This window comes from Stenotrophomonas sp. C3(2023) (genome assembly GCF_032911385.1).
Lineage (GTDB): Bacteria > Pseudomonadota > Gammaproteobacteria > Xanthomonadales > Xanthomonadaceae > Stenotrophomonas.
The window spans coordinates 3,232,161-3,248,575 of the sequence record NZ_JAWJLO010000001.1 but is presented as its reverse complement, the minus strand read 5'-3'; the positions used below and the strand labels follow the sequence as shown (position 1 = coordinate 3,248,575).

Annotated in this window: 10 protein-coding genes; 4 read left to right on the top strand and 6 right to left on the bottom strand. The window is 68.4% G+C overall.

The window, feature by feature from the left end; genetic code table 11:
* Positions 1-18: 18 nt before the first annotated feature.
* Both RZA67_RS14375 and RZA67_RS14370 read left to right on the top strand, forming a co-directional pair.
* Positions 19-4,251 carry an Ig-like domain-containing protein gene (locus RZA67_RS14375; protein WP_317213408.1) on the top strand — a complete coding sequence of 1,411 codons (4,233 nt, stop codon included), beginning with the start codon at positions 19-21 and terminating at the stop codon, positions 4,249-4,251.
* Positions 4,143-6,068: a YadA-like family protein gene (locus RZA67_RS14370; RefSeq protein ID WP_317213407.1), complete on the top strand. Its 1,926-nt coding sequence runs from the start codon at positions 4,143-4,145 to the stop codon at positions 6,066-6,068. The genes RZA67_RS14375 and RZA67_RS14370 overlap by 109 nt, the downstream gene beginning before the upstream one ends.
* A gap of 26 nt (positions 6,069-6,094) precedes the next feature.
* On the opposite strand, the gene RZA67_RS14365 is transcribed toward RZA67_RS14370, so the two are convergent.
* The gene (locus RZA67_RS14365) at positions 6,095-6,865 is read right to left on the bottom strand and encodes an SDR family oxidoreductase (protein WP_317213406.1); all 771 of its coding nucleotides are present in this window, start codon (positions 6,863-6,865) and stop codon (positions 6,095-6,097) included.
* Positions 6,866-6,977: 112 nt separating this feature from the next.
* On the opposite strand from RZA67_RS14365, the gene RZA67_RS14360 reads away from it, so the two are divergent.
* Entirely contained in the window at positions 6,978-7,877 is a 900-nt protein-coding gene (locus RZA67_RS14360) for a LysR family transcriptional regulator (protein WP_317213405.1), read from the top strand.
* 154 nt (positions 7,878-8,031) lie between these two features.
* Here RZA67_RS14360 and RZA67_RS14355 read toward each other — a convergent pair whose 3' ends face one another.
* The 5 genes from RZA67_RS14355 to RZA67_RS14335 all read right to left on the bottom strand — a co-directional run bounded on the left by RZA67_RS14355 (position 8,032) and on the right by RZA67_RS14335 (position 15,812).
* Entirely contained in the window at positions 8,032-10,536 is a 2,505-nt protein-coding gene (locus RZA67_RS14355) for a sulfite reductase flavoprotein subunit alpha (protein ID WP_317213404.1), read from the bottom strand.
* A gap of 134 nt (positions 10,537-10,670) precedes the next feature.
* The gene (locus RZA67_RS14350; protein ID WP_317213403.1) at positions 10,671-11,231 is read right to left on the bottom strand and encodes a TlpA disulfide reductase family protein; all 561 of its coding nucleotides are present in this window, start codon (positions 11,229-11,231) and stop codon (positions 10,671-10,673) included.
* Positions 11,228-13,585 carry a protein-disulfide reductase DsbD gene (locus tag RZA67_RS14345; protein WP_317213402.1) on the bottom strand — a complete coding sequence of 786 codons (2,358 nt, stop codon included), beginning with the start codon at positions 13,583-13,585 and terminating at the stop codon, positions 11,228-11,230. The genes RZA67_RS14350 and RZA67_RS14345 overlap by 4 nt, the downstream gene beginning before the upstream one ends.
* A 20-nt stretch (positions 13,586-13,605) precedes the next feature.
* On the bottom strand, positions 13,606-13,944 hold the full coding sequence (cutA, locus tag RZA67_RS14340) for a divalent-cation tolerance protein CutA (RefSeq protein ID WP_317213401.1): 339 nt from the start codon (positions 13,942-13,944) through the stop codon (positions 13,606-13,608).
* A gap of 83 nt (positions 13,945-14,027) precedes the next feature.
* Positions 14,028-15,812, bottom strand: a complete 1,785-nt coding sequence (locus RZA67_RS14335; protein ID WP_317213400.1) for an endonuclease — start codon at positions 15,810-15,812, stop codon at positions 14,028-14,030.
* Positions 15,813-16,105: 293 nt separating this feature from the next.
* Between RZA67_RS14335 and RZA67_RS14330 the strand changes: the two genes are divergently transcribed.
* Complete coding sequence (locus RZA67_RS14330) at positions 16,106-16,393, top strand: co-chaperone GroES (protein WP_317213399.1); 288 nt, start codon at positions 16,106-16,108, stop codon at positions 16,391-16,393.
* Positions 16,394-16,415: the final 22 nt, after the last annotated feature.

The following is a 16,415-nucleotide window of genomic DNA, read 5'->3' as shown; positions in this document are numbered from 1 at the left end:
GCTTTCGAGGATGACTGCATGGAAACCGCCAGCGCCCCGCATTCGTTCCTGCCGCAGCCCGGCTGCCTGCGCCTGGTGCGCGCGGTCGGCGTGATGCTGGCACTGCTGCCTGGCCTGGCACTCGCGCAGAGCTACCCCAACCCCTTGGTCAACACGGCCACGGTGACCGCGCCCGCGGACGTGGCCGACCCGACCCCCGGCAACAATACGGCCAGCGACAGCAATACGCTGGCTGCCTCGGCCCAGCTGAGCGTGCTCAAGACCATCACCTCGGGCATCACCGTGGTGGCTGGTGGCACCGTGCAGTACCGCATCGAGGTGCGCAACGATGGTCCCTCGCAGGCGGTGGGTGCGACCCTCGTCGACAACGTGCCGACCCAGCTCACCGGCGTCACCTGGAGCTGCGCGGCGGTATCAGCGAGCACGCAGTGCGCGGTCGCTTCCGGTACCGGCAACGTCAACGTCGCGGTGAATGTCGGCGTCGGCGAGGTGCTGGTCGTGCAGGTCAGCGGTACCGCCCCGGCCACCGTACCCAACACCATTTCGGGCAACGCAGCGACGATCACGCCGCCGCCGGGCACCACCGATCCCACCCCGGGCGACAATACTTCCACCACGCCTGCCATCCCGGTGCAGCCGCGCGAGCTGCTGGCCAACGATGACGACTTCAGCGCTACCCCGCTGCCGCCGGGTGCGGGCGGCACCACCGCCAGTGTGCTGGGCAACGACACGCTGGGCGGCGTGGCAGTGCTGGCCACTGCGGTGACCACCAGCCTGACCAATGCGCCGGCGGGCTATGTCATCGACAGCGCCGGCGTCATCACCGTGCCGGCCACGGCAGCGGCCGGTACCGTGGTGCTGACCTACCAGATCTGCGAGACCGCCTCGCCCAGCAACTGCGACACCGCCAACGTCACGCTGGTGGTCAGCCCCAATGCGGTGGATGACAGCTACGCGGTGCAGGCCGGTGGCACGCTGACGCGCAACGTGCGCGACAACGACAATTACGTCATCGATTCCAGCTTCACCCAGACCGGCGCCGGCCCGACCCAGGGCACGCTGAGCCTGCTCGGCGACGGCAGCTTCACCTACACCGCGAATGCCGGAGCCACCGGCACCGACACCTTCAGCTACCAGGTGTGTCTGCCAGGCAGTCCCACCGTGTGCGACACCGCCACGGTGACCATCAACATCACCGCAAATGTCATCGATGCGGTGTTCGACGACTTCAGCACCGCCCCGATCGCGGCCACCGGCGGTACCACCGCCAGCGTTCTCACCAACGACACCTTCAACGGCGCGGCGGTGATTCCGGCCGACGTGGTCGCCACCCTGGTCACCCAGCCGGGGGGCTACACCCTCAGCGGCGGCGTGATCACGGTACCGGCCGGCGCGCTGGCCGGGCCGGTCACGCTGACCTACCGTCTGTGTCTGGTCGCCGCACCCACGCTGTGTGACACCGCCAACGTGCTGCTGGTGGTGGCGCCGCAGGCAGTGGACGACCTGGTACAGACGCCGGGTGCCGGCGTTGCGGCTACCGGCAACGTCGGCAGCAACGACAATGCACCGGCCGGCTCCACCTTCACCCTCGGCACCTTGCCGACGCAGGGGACCGCCACCGTCGGCGCCGATGGTGCGTTCACCTACACGCCCAACGCAACCGCGACCGGTACCGACACATTTGGCTACCAGGTCTGCCTGCCAGCACCCAACCAGAGCATCTGCGACAGCGCGGTGGTGACGGTTACCCTGGGTGCCAACGTGTTGATGGCCAACATCGACCTGTTCGACACGCCGGTGTCGCCCGCAACGGGCGGCACCACACGCAGCGTGCTGCTCAACGACACCTTCAACGGCGGCACCGTTCCTGCCGGTGCGGTAACCGCCACGCTGACCGCGCCGGTGGCGGGCGTCAGCCTGGACGCCAGCACCGGCGTGGTGACCGTCGCCGCCGGCACACCGGCCGGTGTGACAACGCTGAGCTACCAGATCTGCGAAGTGGCCAACCCCGGCAACTGCAGTGCGCCTGCCGATGTGCAGCTCATCGTCAGTCCATTGGCGGTGGCCGACAGCTACAGCGCGCAGTACCCCACGCCGCTCACCGGCGACCTCGGCGCGAACGACAATGCACCCGCCAACGCGGTGTTCGCCGCCATCAGCCAGCCGCAGCGGGGTACGCTCACGGTCAACCTGGATGGCACCTTCAGCTACGCGGTGACCGCCGGGCAGAGCGGGCCCGACAGTTTCCAGTACCAGGTCTGCCTGCCCGCGCCTTATGCAAGCATCTGCTCGGTCGCCACCGCCAGCATCCTGGTGGCCGCCAACGAGGTGAACGCCGTCGATGATGTGTTCACCACGCCGATCCTGCCGGCCGGCGGTGGCAGCACGCCTTCGGTGCTGGACAACGACACCTTCAACGGCCAGCCGGTGGTGGCCGGTCAGGTCAGCGTAAGTCTGGTGGGCACGCCGCCGCCGGGGTACACCCTCGCTGCCGACGGAGTGATCAGCGTGCCAGCAGGTGCCGCGGCCGGAGCGGTCACGCTGACCTACCAGTTGTGCGAGGCCGGTGTGAGTACGGACTGTGATACCGCCCAGGTATCGCTGCTGGTGGCCCCGCTGGCGGTGGCCGACAGCTACACCACCCCGGCAGGGCAGGCCCTGGCCGGCAATGTCGGGCTCAACGACAATGCGCCGGCGGATGCGCAGTTCACGCTGCTCACGCCGCCGGCCGAGGGCAGCTTCGTGCTCGCTCCCGACGGCACGTTCACCTTCACCCCGGGCGGCACCGGCACGTATACCGCCGACTACCAGGTCTGCCTGGCAGCGCCCAACAACGGGGTGTGCAGCACCGCGAGTGTGAGTCTGGCCGTGGTGAGCAACACCGTTGAGGCGGTGGACGACGACTTCCGCAGTCCGGTGTTCGCGCCGGGTGCGGGCGGCACCACGCCCAGCGTGCTGGGCAATGACCTGTTCAACGGCGCTGCGGTCACCGCCCTGCAGGTCACCGCCAATCTGGTGTCGCCGCCGCTGGGCTACAGCATCGATGGCAACGGCATCATCACCGTTGCACCGTTTGCGGCAGCAGGCGCACAGACCCTGGTGTATTCGCTGTGCGAACTGGGCTCGACGACCAACTGCGATACGGCCAACGTGGCGGTCGTGGTCAGCCCGGATGCGGTGGACGATGCGGTAAGCACCACGCTGGGCCAGCCGGTCAGCGGCAGCGTAGCGACCAATGACAATGTACCTGCCGGCGCGGTCTTCAGCCTGCTGAGCCCGGCTACGGCGGGTACCGCCGAGGTCAATGCGGACGGCAGCTTCACCTATACCTCGGCCGGCGTACCCGCCGGCACCGCCAGCTTCGTCTACCAGGTATGTCTGCCTGCACCGGATACCACGGTCTGCGATAGCGCAACCGTCACCGTCACCATCGGTGCGAACGCGCTGGTTGCGGTGGACGATGATTTCCGCGCTACGGTGTTCGCGCCCGGCGCTGGCGGGACGACAGCCTCGGTGCTGGCCAACGACACCTACAACGGCGTGACGGTTGCCGCTGGCGACGTTACCGTAAGCCTGGTAAATCCGCCGGCCGGTTACAGCATCGATGCCGCAGGCCTCATCACCGTGCAGCCGACGGCCGCCGCAGGCGCGGTTACGCTGACCTACCAGATCTGCGACGTGCTCGATGCTGCAGTGTGCGATACCGCGACGGTCGCGCTGCTGGTGAGTCCGTCGGCGCAGGATGACAGCCTGAGCGTGACCGGCGCCGCTGCTGGTACCCTGGACGTGGCGGCCAACGATAATGCGCCGGTCGGCTCGGTGTTCACCGTCACCGTCCCGCCGAGCAAGGGCACGGTGACGCTCAGCGCGGCCGGTGTTCTGGAGTACACCGCCACGCCGGGTGAGACCGGCGCCGATACGCTGACCTACCAGGTCTGCCTGCCCGCACCCGATGGTCTGGTCTGCGATACCGCCCAGGTCGCCATCACCATTGCCGCCAATGGCATCACGGCGGTGGCCGATGACTTCACCGCCACACCGGTCAGCCCGATCGCCGGTGGCAGCACCCCGAGCGTGCTGCTCAATGATCTGTTCAACGGCTCGGCCATCGTGCCCGGCACCACGCCGGTGACCGCCTCGACGTGGCCGCCAACACGGCGGCGATCACTGCCACGGTTGCCGATGTGGCCGCCAACACCACCGCGATCACTACCGCCAACACCAACATCACCACCCTGCAGGGCGATGTGACCACGCTGGACACCTCGGTGACCCGGCTGGGCGGTCGCATGGATACTGCCGAAAGCAACATCAGCGACCTGGCCAGCCAGATCGGCAGCGGCAGCGTGGGCCTGGTGCAGCAGGACGCCACCAGCGGTGCAATCACCGTGGGTGGGGACAAGGCCGGCACCTCGGTCAGCTTCGCTGGCGTCGATGCAGCCGGTGCGGCGATCAACCGCACGCTGAGCGGCGTGGCCGATGGCCGTCTGGCCGCCGGCAGCACCGAGGCGGTCAACGGTGCGCAGCTGCACGCCACCAACGAGGACGTGGCCTCGGCAAGGACCGACATCACTGCGCTGCAGGGGGATGTCACCACCCTCAACACGTCGGTTACCTCGCTCGATACGCGCATGGGAACGGCTGAGACCAACATCACCCAGCTGCAGGCCGATATCGGCAGTGGTTCGGTGGGCCTGGTGAAGCAGGACGCGACCACCGGTGCGATCGGTGTGGCCAGCGACAAGGCTGGGACATTGGTCAGCTTCGCTGGCACCGCCGGGGCCCGCACCTTGTCGGGTGTGGCAGCGGGGCGGGTTGCTGCCGACAGCGATGAAGCCGTGAACGGTGCGCAGCTTCAGGCCACCAATGACGATGTGGCGTCCGCGCGTTCCGACATTGCCACCGTGCAGGGCGACGTGACGACGCTGCAGGGCGATGTGGTCACGCTTGATGGACGCGTGGCCGTGAATGAGGGCGACATCAGCAGCCTGAACCAGCAGGTCTCCGAACTGGCAAGCGGCAGCATCGGACTGGTGCAGCAGGATGCCACCAGCGGCGTGATCTCGGTGGGCGCCGGCAAAGGCGGCACGGCGGTGGACATGACCGGCACCGACGGTGCACGTCGTCTGAGTGGCGTGGCCAACGGCACCGATGACACCGACGTGGCCACCATCGCCCAGCTCAAGGCATCGGGACTGGTCGACCCCAACGATGGACGTGCGCTCGGCGCACTGGTGTACGACGACATGTCGCTGGACCGCGCCACGCTGGGCGGCACCAACGGCACCGTCATCGCCAATCTGGGCAACGGACTGATCGCTGCTGGCAGCCGTGAAGCGGTCAACGGTGGCCAGATTTGGCAGATGAACGCTGATTGGGAAGCCAAGTGGAACCAGATGGATGGCCGTGTCGGTACCATCGAGAAGGGCATCGCCGACGGCAGCATCGGCGGCCCGCTGGTGCCCCCGCCGAACGAAGGCCCGGGCGTATCGCCGGGCACCGGCGCCGGGTCGGTTGCCATTGGTGAGGGCAGCCAGGCTGCCGGTGCCGGCTCGATCGGCATGGGCAAGGAGGCGACAGCGACCGGCGACGGCGCCGTGGCCATCGGCGACGGCGCTTCGGCGACCGGCACCGACGCGGTCGCCATCGGCAAGGGCTCCACTGCTGACCGCGACAACGAGTTCTCGGTGGGTTCGGAGGGGAATGAGCGCGTGGTCAGCAATGTCGGCCGTGGTACCCGCCCGACCGATGCGGTGAACCTGGAGCAGATGGAAGATCGGTTTGCCGCCGAACGCGACTGGTCCAACAGCCGCTTCCAGGCGGTGGACAAGCGCATCGACCGGATGGGTGCGATCAGCGCGGCGTACGCCGGCATGGCCGGCAACATGACCGGCCCGGGTGGCGACAGCGGTCTTGCCGCCGGCGTGGGCGCACAGAACGGCCGTACGGCGCTGGCGATTGGCTACCAGCGCTACATGGGCGAGCGCCGCAACATCTCCATCTCGCTGGGCGGTGCATTCAGCGGCAGCGAGCAGAGCATCTCCGGTGGTGCGGGCATTCGCTGGTAAGCCAACGCATACCCGTGTGGTGCGGCTCAGATGAACATGCCGCCAGAGGCCTCCACGCGCTGGGCATTGATCCAGCGCGTGGCAGGGTTGAGCAGGGCCACAACCGCCGGGCCGATGTCATCCGGCTTGCCGGCGCGGCCCAGCGCAGTGGCCGAGGCCACCATGGCATTGGTGCCGGCATCGTCGCGTACGCGGCCACCGCCGAAGTCGGTTTCGATCGCGCCCGGCGCCAGCGTATTGGCGGTGATGCCGCGCGCGCCGAGCTCCCTGGCCAGATAGCGGCTGAAGACCTCGATGCCCCCCTTCATCATTGCGTAGGCCGAGCTGCCGGGCAGTGCAAAACGGGCCAGGCCGCTGGAGACATTGAGAATGCGGCTGCCATCGGCCAACAGGGGCAGCAGCGCCTGGGTGAGGAAATAGGGGCCTTTCAGATGCACGGCCACCAGCTGGTCGAACGCCTCCGGGGTAGTGTCGGCGAAAGCCGCGTAGTGCCCTTCGCCGGCGTTGTTGACCAGGCCGTCGAGATGCGCGACGTTCCATTGCCGCAACTGCGCCTGCAGTGCCGCGCTGAACGTGCTGAAGCTGCTGCTGTCGGCGACGTCCAACGGCAGCGCCGCCGCGCGACGGCCCAGTGCCTCGATCTGCGCGACGACCTCTGCGGCGGTGCTGGACTGGCTGCGATATGTCAGCACGATATCGGCGCCATCAGCGGCCAGTGCCAGCGCGGCATTGCGGCCCAGGCCGCGGCTGCCACCGGTGATCAGAACGGTACGCGGGGTGCGGGTCGTGCTGGACATGCGGAAACTCCATCAAGCGGATCGGGAGCCAGCAGACTATTGGACATTGCAGCGAGGGATAAATGAGCAGAACATGATTTGACTGTTCATTCATGGCGAACAATCGGTGGACATGCTGCACGATATCCGGATCTTTCTGCGCGTTGCGGAGCTGGGCTCGTTCACTGGCGCGGCCAGCAGTCTTGGCCTGCCCAAGGCCAGCGTTTCGCAGGCGGTGCGCAGGCTGGAGGCAGGGCTGGGCACGCAACTGCTGCACCGGACCACGCGCAGGGTGCGCTTGACTGCCGACGGTGCGCGCTTCCAGTCAGGCGGCAGCGACCTGCTGGATGACGCCGAAGCACTGCAGGGCCTGTTTCGTCAGCCTGACACCGCGTTGCAGGGGCGCCTGCGCGTGGACATGTCTGCCGGGCTGGCGCGGCATGTGGTGCTGCCCCATCTAAGCGATTTCATGGACCAGCATCCCGGCGTGGAGATCGAATTGAGCGCTACGGATCGTCGGGTCGATCTGGTGCGCGAGGGATTCGATTGCGTTGTGCGGGTCGGCCCGCTTGACGACAACACGCTGGTGGCGCGACCGGTGGGGGCCATGGCGGTCGTCAACTGCGCCAGCCCAGCCTATCTGCAGGCCCATGGCGAGCCGCAGACGCTGGCCGACCTGCAGCGCCACAAGCTGGTGCGATATGTGGGAACGCTGGGCCAACGCGGTGCAGGGTTCGAGTATCACGACGGGCAGACGTACCGTCTGCAGTCAATGCCGGGTGCGCTGACGGTCAACAGTGGAGATGCCTACAGCGCCGCCGCCCTGGCGGGGCTGGGCATCATCCAGGTGCCGCGGGTGGGGGTAGTGCAGGCGCTGGCCAACGGTCAGCTGGTAGAGGTGCTGCCCCAGCTACGCGCCGAACCGATGCCGGTGCACCTGCTTTACGCGCAGCGTCGGCACCTGCCGCGCCGCGTAGCGGTGTTCATGGAGTGGTTGGCGGCGGTGACAAGCCAGGCGCTCGTCGACGCGTAGTGCCGGGCTCTGCCCGGCAACCCCGCGATGCAGAGGCGTGACGACCAACGGTCGTCACCCACCGGAAGCGGGCTCTGCCCGGCAACCCGCGAGGCAGAGGCGTGACGACCAACGGTCGTCACCTGCCGGGAGCAGGCAGCGGCCCGCACCTTGATCAGTAAACGTCGCGGCGGTAGCGCCCGTCCGCCTGCAGCTGCTCCACGGCATCCTCGCCGAGGCATTCGCGCAGCACCTCGTCCACCCCCTGCGCCATGCCCTGCAGCGAGCCACACACGTACACACAGGCACCTTCGGCGATCCAACGCCGCAGTTCGGCGCTGGCCGTGCGCAGCAGGTCCTGCACGTACACCCGGTTGCCGCCATCACGCGAATAGGCCCGGTCCAGCCGCAGCAGATGACCCTGCGCCTCCCAGCGCCGGAGTTCGTCGTCGAACAGCGCGTCGTGGGCCTGCTGGCGTTCGCCGAACAGCAGCCAGTGGCCTCTGTGCCCGGCGTGCTCGGCTTCGCGCAGCAGGCCGCGCAGGCCGGCGATGCCGGTGCCGTTGCCGATCAGGATCATCGCTGCTCCGTCATCGCGGCGGTGGAAGCCGCGGTTGCGCCGCACCCGCGCGGATACTTTGCTGTGCAGCGCGGTATGCAGGCACAGCCAGCCCGAGCCCAGGCCGGCCTGGCCGTGCGCGTCGTGGGTGAGCCTGACCACGAGTTCAACCGCGCCGTCAGCCCTGCAGCTGGCGATGGAGTACTCACGCAGCGGCAACCTCGGCAACTGCTGCAGCCAGGCCTCGGGGCTGGCAAAGCCTGTCCCCTGCGGTGCCTGCATCAGCACGCGTCCGGCGGCGGCCTCGCGCAGGGTGCTGGTGTGGCCGTCCAGCTGCACGTGGCTGTGGCCGTCCAGGCCAAGCGTGCGCAGCACCGCATCGACGTGGGCCAGGCCGTGGCGCGGCGCCACATGCAGGATGTCGCCCGCCTGCCAGGTGGCATCGCTGCCCGGCGTCAGGGTGATCTGCCAGATCGCACCACCCTGGCTGCCCGCGTTGAGCAGTGTCCGCTTGCTGAGCGTCCAGGTCTGCAGGGGCGTGTCGTGCAAGGTCAGAGGTTCGGCGGCCCTACCGGTGAGCTGGGCCAGCTGCTGGTGCCAGAGCTGCAGGGCGGCGCCATCATCGCCATCCACGTCCACGCTGGGGAACAAGGCAGTAGCGCCCTGGCCCCCCAGCCATGCTTCCACCCGGCGCGCGAAGCCGCAGAAACGCGCGTACTGGCGATCGCCCAGCGCGAGCATCGCGTAGTCCAGCCTCGGCAGCGCGCAGGCCTGGGCGAGCACCTTGCGCTCGAACACGCGCGCGCTGTCCGGCGCGTCGCCGTCGCCAAAGGTGCTCAGCACGAACAGCGCACGCGCTGTGCCCTGAAGGGTGCGGCCATCAACCTGCGCGAGCGGCTGTACCTGCACCGGCAGGCCTGCGGACTGCAGCTGCGCGGCGGTATGCCAGGCCAGGCGCTCGGCCTGACCGCTCTGGCTGGCGAATGACACCAGCCAGGCGGGCTCGTCGGCCGGCGCCGGCACCAGGTGCTGGCGGGTTGCGACGATCGCACGCTTCTTGCGGCGGCGGTCAAGGTAGAGCATCCAGCCGGTGACGAAGAACAGCACCATCGCCAGGCTGGAAAGCATCACCACCATGCGTCCGGCGAGGCCGAAGAAACTTCCCGAGTGCAGGGCGAACATGCTCGAGTACAGCTTCTGCCCGGCAGTGGCATCGGCGTAGGGCTGCGCGGCGAGCACCGCGCCGGTGCCCGGGTCCAGCCGCAGCACGTCGATGGCACGGTCGTGGTGCGGGCTGTCGATGCTGCGCACCCGGGCGTCCACGGCCTGGCCTTCACCCCGGGGCAGACGCAGGTCGATGAAGCCGTGGCGCACGCCGGGCAGCTGATACAGCTGGGCCTGTACCCGGGACAGGTCCAGGCTGCCGCTGGCCACTGCGGCGGGGGCCAGGCGCGCGCCACCGATCAGCCGCTGCAGGCCATTGCTGTACCACTCGAACGACCACGACAGACCGGTCAGGGCGATCAACAGATAGACCGGCAGCATCCACGTGCCGACGATGGAATGCAGGCTCCACAGAAAGCTGCGCCCGCGCAGGTTCCAGTCCACCACCAGCCAGGTGCGCCAGTGCCACCAGCGCCGTGGCCAGCGCAGGTACAGCCCGGAAAGAGCGAAGAACACCAGGAAGATGGCGCAGGTGCCGGTGACCAGCTGGCCGGTGCGGCCTGCGGCCAGATGACGGTGGATGTCTTCCACCAGGTCGAAGAACGCCTGCCCGCGCAGCGTCCCCAGCGTCTGACCGGTATAGGGGTCGAAGTAGATCCAGTGGTCGCGGCCCCCTTCAAAGCGCGCCACCGAAGTGCGCTTGCCGGTGGCATCCACACGTAGTCGTTGCAGGGGGGAGCTGCTGTTGCCACTGACACGCGGCAGCAGTTCATCCAGCGCCAGTGGGGTGCGACCCTGGGCATGCTGGGCGGCGACATTGGCCAGCGGCGGGTTGAGCGCGCGCAGCAGCTCATCCTCGAACGACAGCGAGGCGCCGGTAAGGCCCATCAGGGCCAGCACCGTGCCTGCGGTGATGCCAAGGAACCAGTGCAGTTGGAACAGGACGGACTTGAACATGGCAGCCGCGCAACGGTCCAGCGCCCGGCGGGCCGACGCAGGAGAAGGAAGGGGGCGCCGGCACGGGCCGGGGCGGTCAAATGAGAATCACTTGCGCCATTGTTCGTGTCCCGAGTCCGTGGGTCAAGCGAGGCTCAGGGCAGTGCGCTGGTGACCCAGGCGTCGATTTCGCCTGTGGCAAAGGGCCCGAGCTTCTGTGCGCGGACCACGCCGTCGGCATCGATCAGCACCGTATAGGGCAGCAGGCCCTGACGGTTGCCCAGCCGTACGCTGGCGTCGCCCGGGCCGGGGGTGTCGATGGCAATCGGGTAGCGCACGGGCACCCGCTGCAGGAAGGCAGCTACCTGTTCGGGGGTATCCAACGCCAGGCCGAGGACCTGGACACCCTGCTGGCCCTGGCTGTCGGCATAGCGCTGCAGCTCAGGCATTTCTTCCACGCACGGCGCGCACCAGCTGGCCCATACGTTGATCAACAGCGGGCGGCCCTGCAGCTGCTGCAGGTCGATCTGGTAGCCGTCCAGCCCGGTCAGCCGCAACGGCGGCAGGGGCTGGCCCGGCGTGACCAATGCGATGGCGGGCTGCGCAGGCGGCGCGGCGGGCGGCGACGGTCGTGGGCCCAGCGAGGAGCCGGCCCACAGACCGAGCCCGCCGGCCAGCACCGCTGTCCACAGCAGGGCTGGCCGCCAGTGCCTCACCGGGCGGTGCGCAGCAGCGCTTCGTCGATGAGGGCCTGGCTCAAAACTGTGGGCAGCACCACCGGCGGGGCGCCGGGGCCGTAGACCACATAGAGCGGTACGCCCACCGCCTTGTGTTCCTCCAGGAACGCGGTGATCTGCGGGTCCACATTGGTGTAGTCACCGCGCATGTAGACTGCGTTGGTCCGGCGCAGGATGTCCTGGAACGCCGGCCGCGAGAGCACGGCACGTTCGTTGGCCTTGCAGGTCACGCACCAGTCGGCGGTCATGTTGACGAACACCACGCGCTTGTTGGCGCGCAGGCGGTCAAGCATTTCCGGCGAGTACACCACTGTGTTCTCCGAGGCTGCCGCCGCGGCCTTGGCCGGCGGCTGCAACCGGGTCACGCCCCAGATCGGCACCAACGCGGCCAGAACGAGCACGACGCCCAGCAGCCCGGCGGCATGCTGGCTGCGCCAGCGACTGCGCTCGAACAACCACAGGCCCAGCGCCAGCACCAGCAGCCCCAGCAGGGCCAGGGCCATGCCGTCCACGCCACGCTGCTTGCCCAGCACCCACAGCAGCCACAGCGCGGTGGCATACATCGGGAAGGCGAGCACGTGCTTGAGCGTCTCCATCCATGGGCCCGGCCGCGGCAGCCGCTTGGCCAGCGCCGGCACAAAACCGATCAGCAGGAACGGCAGGGCCAGGCCCAGGCCGAGGAACAGGAACACCGCCATCGCCTGGATCGGCGGGGCAATGAAGGCATAGGCCACCGCGCCGCCCATGAAGGGGCCGACGCAGGCGCTGCCGACCACGCAGGCCAGCGCGCCGGTGAAGAAGTCACCCATCGGGCCGCTGCGGTTGGCCAGCGAAGCGCCCAGCGTGCCGCCACCACCGAGGGTGAAGACGCCGGACATGCTCAGACCCACCGCGAACATCACATAGGTCAGGGCGGCAACCACCGCCGGGTGCTGCAGCTGGAAGCCGATGCCGGCGGCGGTGCCGAGCATGCGCAGGCCCACCATCAGCGCACCTATCACCGCGAAGGCGATGAGCACGCCAAGGGTGTACCACATGGCATGCGAGCGGGCACGCTCGGCGCTTTCGCCGCTCTGGGCCACGCCCAGCACTTTCAGCGACAGGATCGGCAGCACGCAGGGCATCAGGTTCAGCACCAGGCCACCGGCCAGCGCCAGCACCAGCATCCACAGGAAGGAGCTGTCCGGGTCGGGGGTGCGGCTGGGCGGACGCGTGCGCAGGGCATTGTCATCGCGCGCGTCGCCGGCAACGGCCTGCACGTCGGTGCTGGTGTCGACCGTCGCTGCAGCGCTCTCGCCGTTGCCATCGTCAGCAGCGGGTTCGGCGGGCGGCAGGGCCGCTGCCTGACGCTGCGCGGCGGCGGCTTCGTTGCTCAGCGGCGCAATGAGCCCAGGACGCGGGGCGGCCGCATCGGCGTCGGCACTGATGCGCCCGGCGGGAATCTGCAGCTTCAGCCGCCGGGTCATCGGCGGATAGCAGATGCCGTCGGTCTGGCAGCCCTGGAACGTGGCCACCAGCGTTGCAGTGGTTGCCTCGGCCGTACGACGGCGCACCGGCAACGGCACTTCCACCTGGTCGAAATACACCGCGACATCGCCGAAGTGTTCGTCGCGGTGCGATCGCGGGGTCGGCCAGCGCGGCGCAGCCGCCAGCACGCCGGGGTTGCCCTCGAGCTTGAGCGAGGTGCGGTCGCGGTAGAGGTAGTAGCCCGGGGCAGGGGTGAAACGCAGCAGCAGGGTGTTGCCGTCGCTGACGATCGCGTCGAAGCCGAACGCCTGTTCCGGCGGCAGCGGCAGCGACTGGCTGTTGCCCTGGCCGATGCCCGGCAGGCGCAGGCCACCGCTGGCAGCCGCCGCGGCGAGCGGATTGACCGGCAACGGGTTGCCGGCGCCGGCCGCGCTTGCCACCGCCGCAGTGCTGCCGTGCGGCAGCTGCACCTGCACGATGCGCTTCTGCGGCGGGTAACACACGCCGGCATCGGCGCACCCCTGGAAGCGCACTTCGAGCGTGACCACGCTGGCATCGGCCCTCGGGCGGCCGGGCAGGGTGGCCCGCAGCTGGTCGCGGTAGGTTTCCACCTCGCCGAAGAAATCATCGTGGTGGCGCTCGCCAGCCGGCATGCGCAGTTCACCACCGTTGAAACCGGCGTCAGCCTTGACCGCCGTGCGGTGGCGATAGAGGTAATAGCCCGGTGCGATCTTCCACTGCAGCGCGATGCTGTCGCGCTGGTCGGCGGTAGCGGTCAGCGCGAACGCTTCGTCCACCGGCAGCAGATCTTTCTCGCTCACGGCCCAGGCGGGCAGGCTGGCCAACAGCAGAACGCACAGCGTCATGCAACGACGGAAAAGCGCCATCAAACAATGTCCTCCCGGGTCTGCGCCCGGATCCAATCAAGATAGGCCGGCAAACCGGCCCGGGTTTCGACCGCGATGCACTCGGGGAGTTCATACGGGTGCAGTTCCAGCAACCGCGCCATTGCGGCGTCGATCCGGCTGGCCGTGGTTTTCACCAGCAGCTGGAGCTCGGCATCGGTGGTGACCTGCCCCTGCCAACGGTAAGTGGAGTGGGCGCCGTCGAGCCGTGTCACGCACGCGGCCAGCCTTTCACCCACCAGGGTGGTGGCGATGCGCTCGGCGCTTGCCTGGTCCGGGCAGGTGGTCAACAGCAGCAGGACGGGATCGGCGGTGCTCATGACCGCCGAGTATAGGGCCCCGGTCCAGGCGGGTGCCGGACCGGGGCATGGGACGGGTCTGAAACCCGCCCTGAGACCTCACCTCAGTTGGCCAGCTGACAGGTACTTGGCTTGGCCGAGGTGAACAAGGCGTTGCTGGCCCACTCGGGGTGATCGATGAACGGGTTGCGGTTGCCCTGGAAACTGAAGATCACTTCGTTGCGTTCGCGTTCGGCCGCATCCGGCGGGTCGGCCAGGTGCCAGTCGAGCAGGGTGGACAGCAGGCCCATGTAGGCCGGTGAGCTGCGGGTGGCGACGATGCGGCTGCGGTCGTCGGTGAGCTCCAGGTCCGGCTCGGACTGGCCGGTGGCCGCGTCCACGCCGCCCTCGTAACGGATCGCCATGTACATCACCGCACGGGCGATGTCGCCCTTGCGCGCGCCCCACACCTCGAACGTGCCCTGGTTGCCGTCAGGACTGCGCACCCAGTTGGAGCTGCCGGGGTAGCTGCCGCTGCTGCCGCCCTGGCCATTGTTGGCCCCGGTGGCACGCTCGCCGCAGTTGCTGTCGCACCTGGCAAACGGCTTGTTGCCGCGGTCGGCGTTCCACTGTGCGTCGGTCAGGTACAGCATGTGCGTGTCGGTGTAGGGCGCATAGGGCAGGCCCTTGTCGCCGGTGGTGCTGGGGAAGCCGAGCGAGTTGGGCCAGGTGTGCTCGCGGTTGTAGCGCAGGCCACTGCCGCTGCCGGCGCGGTCGCTGACCTTGGCGTAGCTGCGGTTGCGGTAAGCGTCGAGGATCCGGTTGGGGTTGTTCGGGTCCTCCTCGGCGATTTCCAGGATCGTCCAGGTGGAGGTGCCCGAACCGCTGTACGGATAGACCGTGTGGCCCCTGATGGTCTCGTGCAGTGAACAGCGCAGCTGACTGGGGCTGGAGGTGTTGACGCGGCGGTAGTAGTCACCCGGGTTGCCCGGGTCCGGGGTGCCGGTGCTGCTGGCCACACGGAAGGCGATACGCGAATCGGCGGCGGGGCGGGCGCCCTGGCTGTCGCTGATGCGGTTGGCACGGATGTCGAAGCGGCAGGCTTCACCGGCCACCAGCGCGGTATCGGTCGTTATGTTCAGGCTGCGCCCGCTGGCCGGGTGGCGCAGCGGTATGCTGCCGGACTGACCGCAGCTCAGTGCGAAGGCACCCTCAGCCACGTTGACGGTCTCGCTGAAGACCACTTCCAGGTCGCCGGCGGCGGGGAAGCTGCTGCTGCCCTGCGCCGGGACCGTGGTGGACACCGAGGGCGGGGTGTTCGGGCCCGGCGTACCGGGGCTGCCGCTGAACTGCTGACCGTGGTTGCAGCTGCCGAAGGTCTGCGCGGCCGACCCGGCCCAGGTGAAGTGCGCGTACTGGCTGCCACTGCCGGTGAGCTGCAGCGAGGTGCCGGGGGGCGTGCTGTTGCTTTCGGCCACCGGGATGTTCTGGCTGGTCATGCCCGCAGCAGGGCCCGAGGCGGCGGTGATGGTGCCCTCGTAGCTGAGGAACTGGACCACCTGGCCATCGGGGCCGACCAGCGCGATGCCGTCGTTGGGACCGTTCTGGATGCCGTTGGTGGGGTAGCGGACCACCGCGATGCTGGCACTGCCGCAACCGGCGGGACCGCCACTGGGGACCGCGTTCTCGGCATACACCACGGCGGCCGAGGGCGTGCTGCCGTTGTACAGGTACAGGCGGTAGCCGGAGAGGTCCTCACCGGCAGTGGCCACCACTTCGATGGCCTCGCCGGTGTCGCCAGCGGGCGTGCTGTCGTCGTAGTGCAGTTCGTTGATGAAAACCCCGGCCTGCGCCGGGGCAGTGGCCAGCGCCAGCAGGCAAGCGGCGGCAAGCGGTGTCAGCAATCGCATCGACTTCTCCATGTTGATGGATCCCCCACCGGGACTTTAAGCCCATTGCGTTACAGGTTGGCGGGTTTGGCTCGTCTGCCCGTGCTGCGGTCGACGGGAGGGCGGGGGCGGTGTGCCGTCCCGCCGGGGCAAAAAAAATTTCATCCGCAGGCCTTGAAAGGTCACCGGGGGGCTCCATCTCTGCCCTGTCCCGAGCAATCGGGTTTTTTCACGAGCGATTCTGGCAGTCACCTGGGGTGAGTGCTAACATCGCCGGACTTTTTTAGATCTATCAATCACTTAAGAGGTCTCACATGAGCATCAAGCCGCTGCACGACCGCATCGTGGTCAAGCCGATCGAAGCTGACGAAATCTCCGCGGGCGGCATCGTGATTCCGGATTCCGCCAAGGAAAAGTCCACCAAGGGCGAAGTCGTGGCCGTCGGCCCGGGCAAGCCGCTGGACAACGGCAGCGTGCGCGCGCCGTCGCTGAAGGTCGGCGACAAGGTCATCTACGGCCAGTACGCCGGCAGCTCGTACAAGAGCGAAGGCACCGAGTACAAGGTTCTGCGCGAAGACGACGTGCTCGCCATCATCGGCTGAGCCACCGCGCAACCTGCTGCTG

What these genes read in the sequence shown, in the direction of transcription:
- RZA67_RS14375 (WP_317213408.1), top strand. Translation starts at nt 19, where the DNA reads ATGGAAACCGCCAGCGCCCCGCATTCGTTCCTGCCGCAGCCCGGCTGC.
- RZA67_RS14365 (WP_317213406.1), bottom strand. Translation starts at nt 6,865, where the DNA reads ATGTCCAGCACGACCCGCACCCCGCGTACCGTTCTGATCACCGGTGGC.
- RZA67_RS14360 (WP_317213405.1), top strand. Translation starts at nt 6,978, where the DNA reads ATGCTGCACGATATCCGGATCTTTCTGCGCGTTGCGGAGCTGGGCTCG.
- RZA67_RS14355 (WP_317213404.1), bottom strand. Translation starts at nt 10,536, where the DNA reads ATGTTCAAGTCCGTCCTGTTCCAACTGCACTGGTTCCTTGGCATCACC.
- RZA67_RS14345 (WP_317213402.1), bottom strand. Translation starts at nt 13,585, where the DNA reads ATGACGCTGTGCGTTCTGCTGTTGGCCAGCCTGCCCGCCTGGGCCGTG.
- cutA (WP_317213401.1), bottom strand. Translation starts at nt 13,944, where the DNA reads ATGAGCACCGCCGATCCCGTCCTGCTGCTGTTGACCACCTGCCCGGAC.
- RZA67_RS14335 (WP_317213400.1), bottom strand. Translation starts at nt 15,812, where the DNA reads ATGCGATTGCTGACACCGCTTGCCGCCGCTTGCCTGCTGGCGCTGGCC.
- RZA67_RS14330 (WP_317213399.1), top strand. Translation starts at nt 16,106, where the DNA reads ATGAGCATCAAGCCGCTGCACGACCGCATCGTGGTCAAGCCGATCGAA.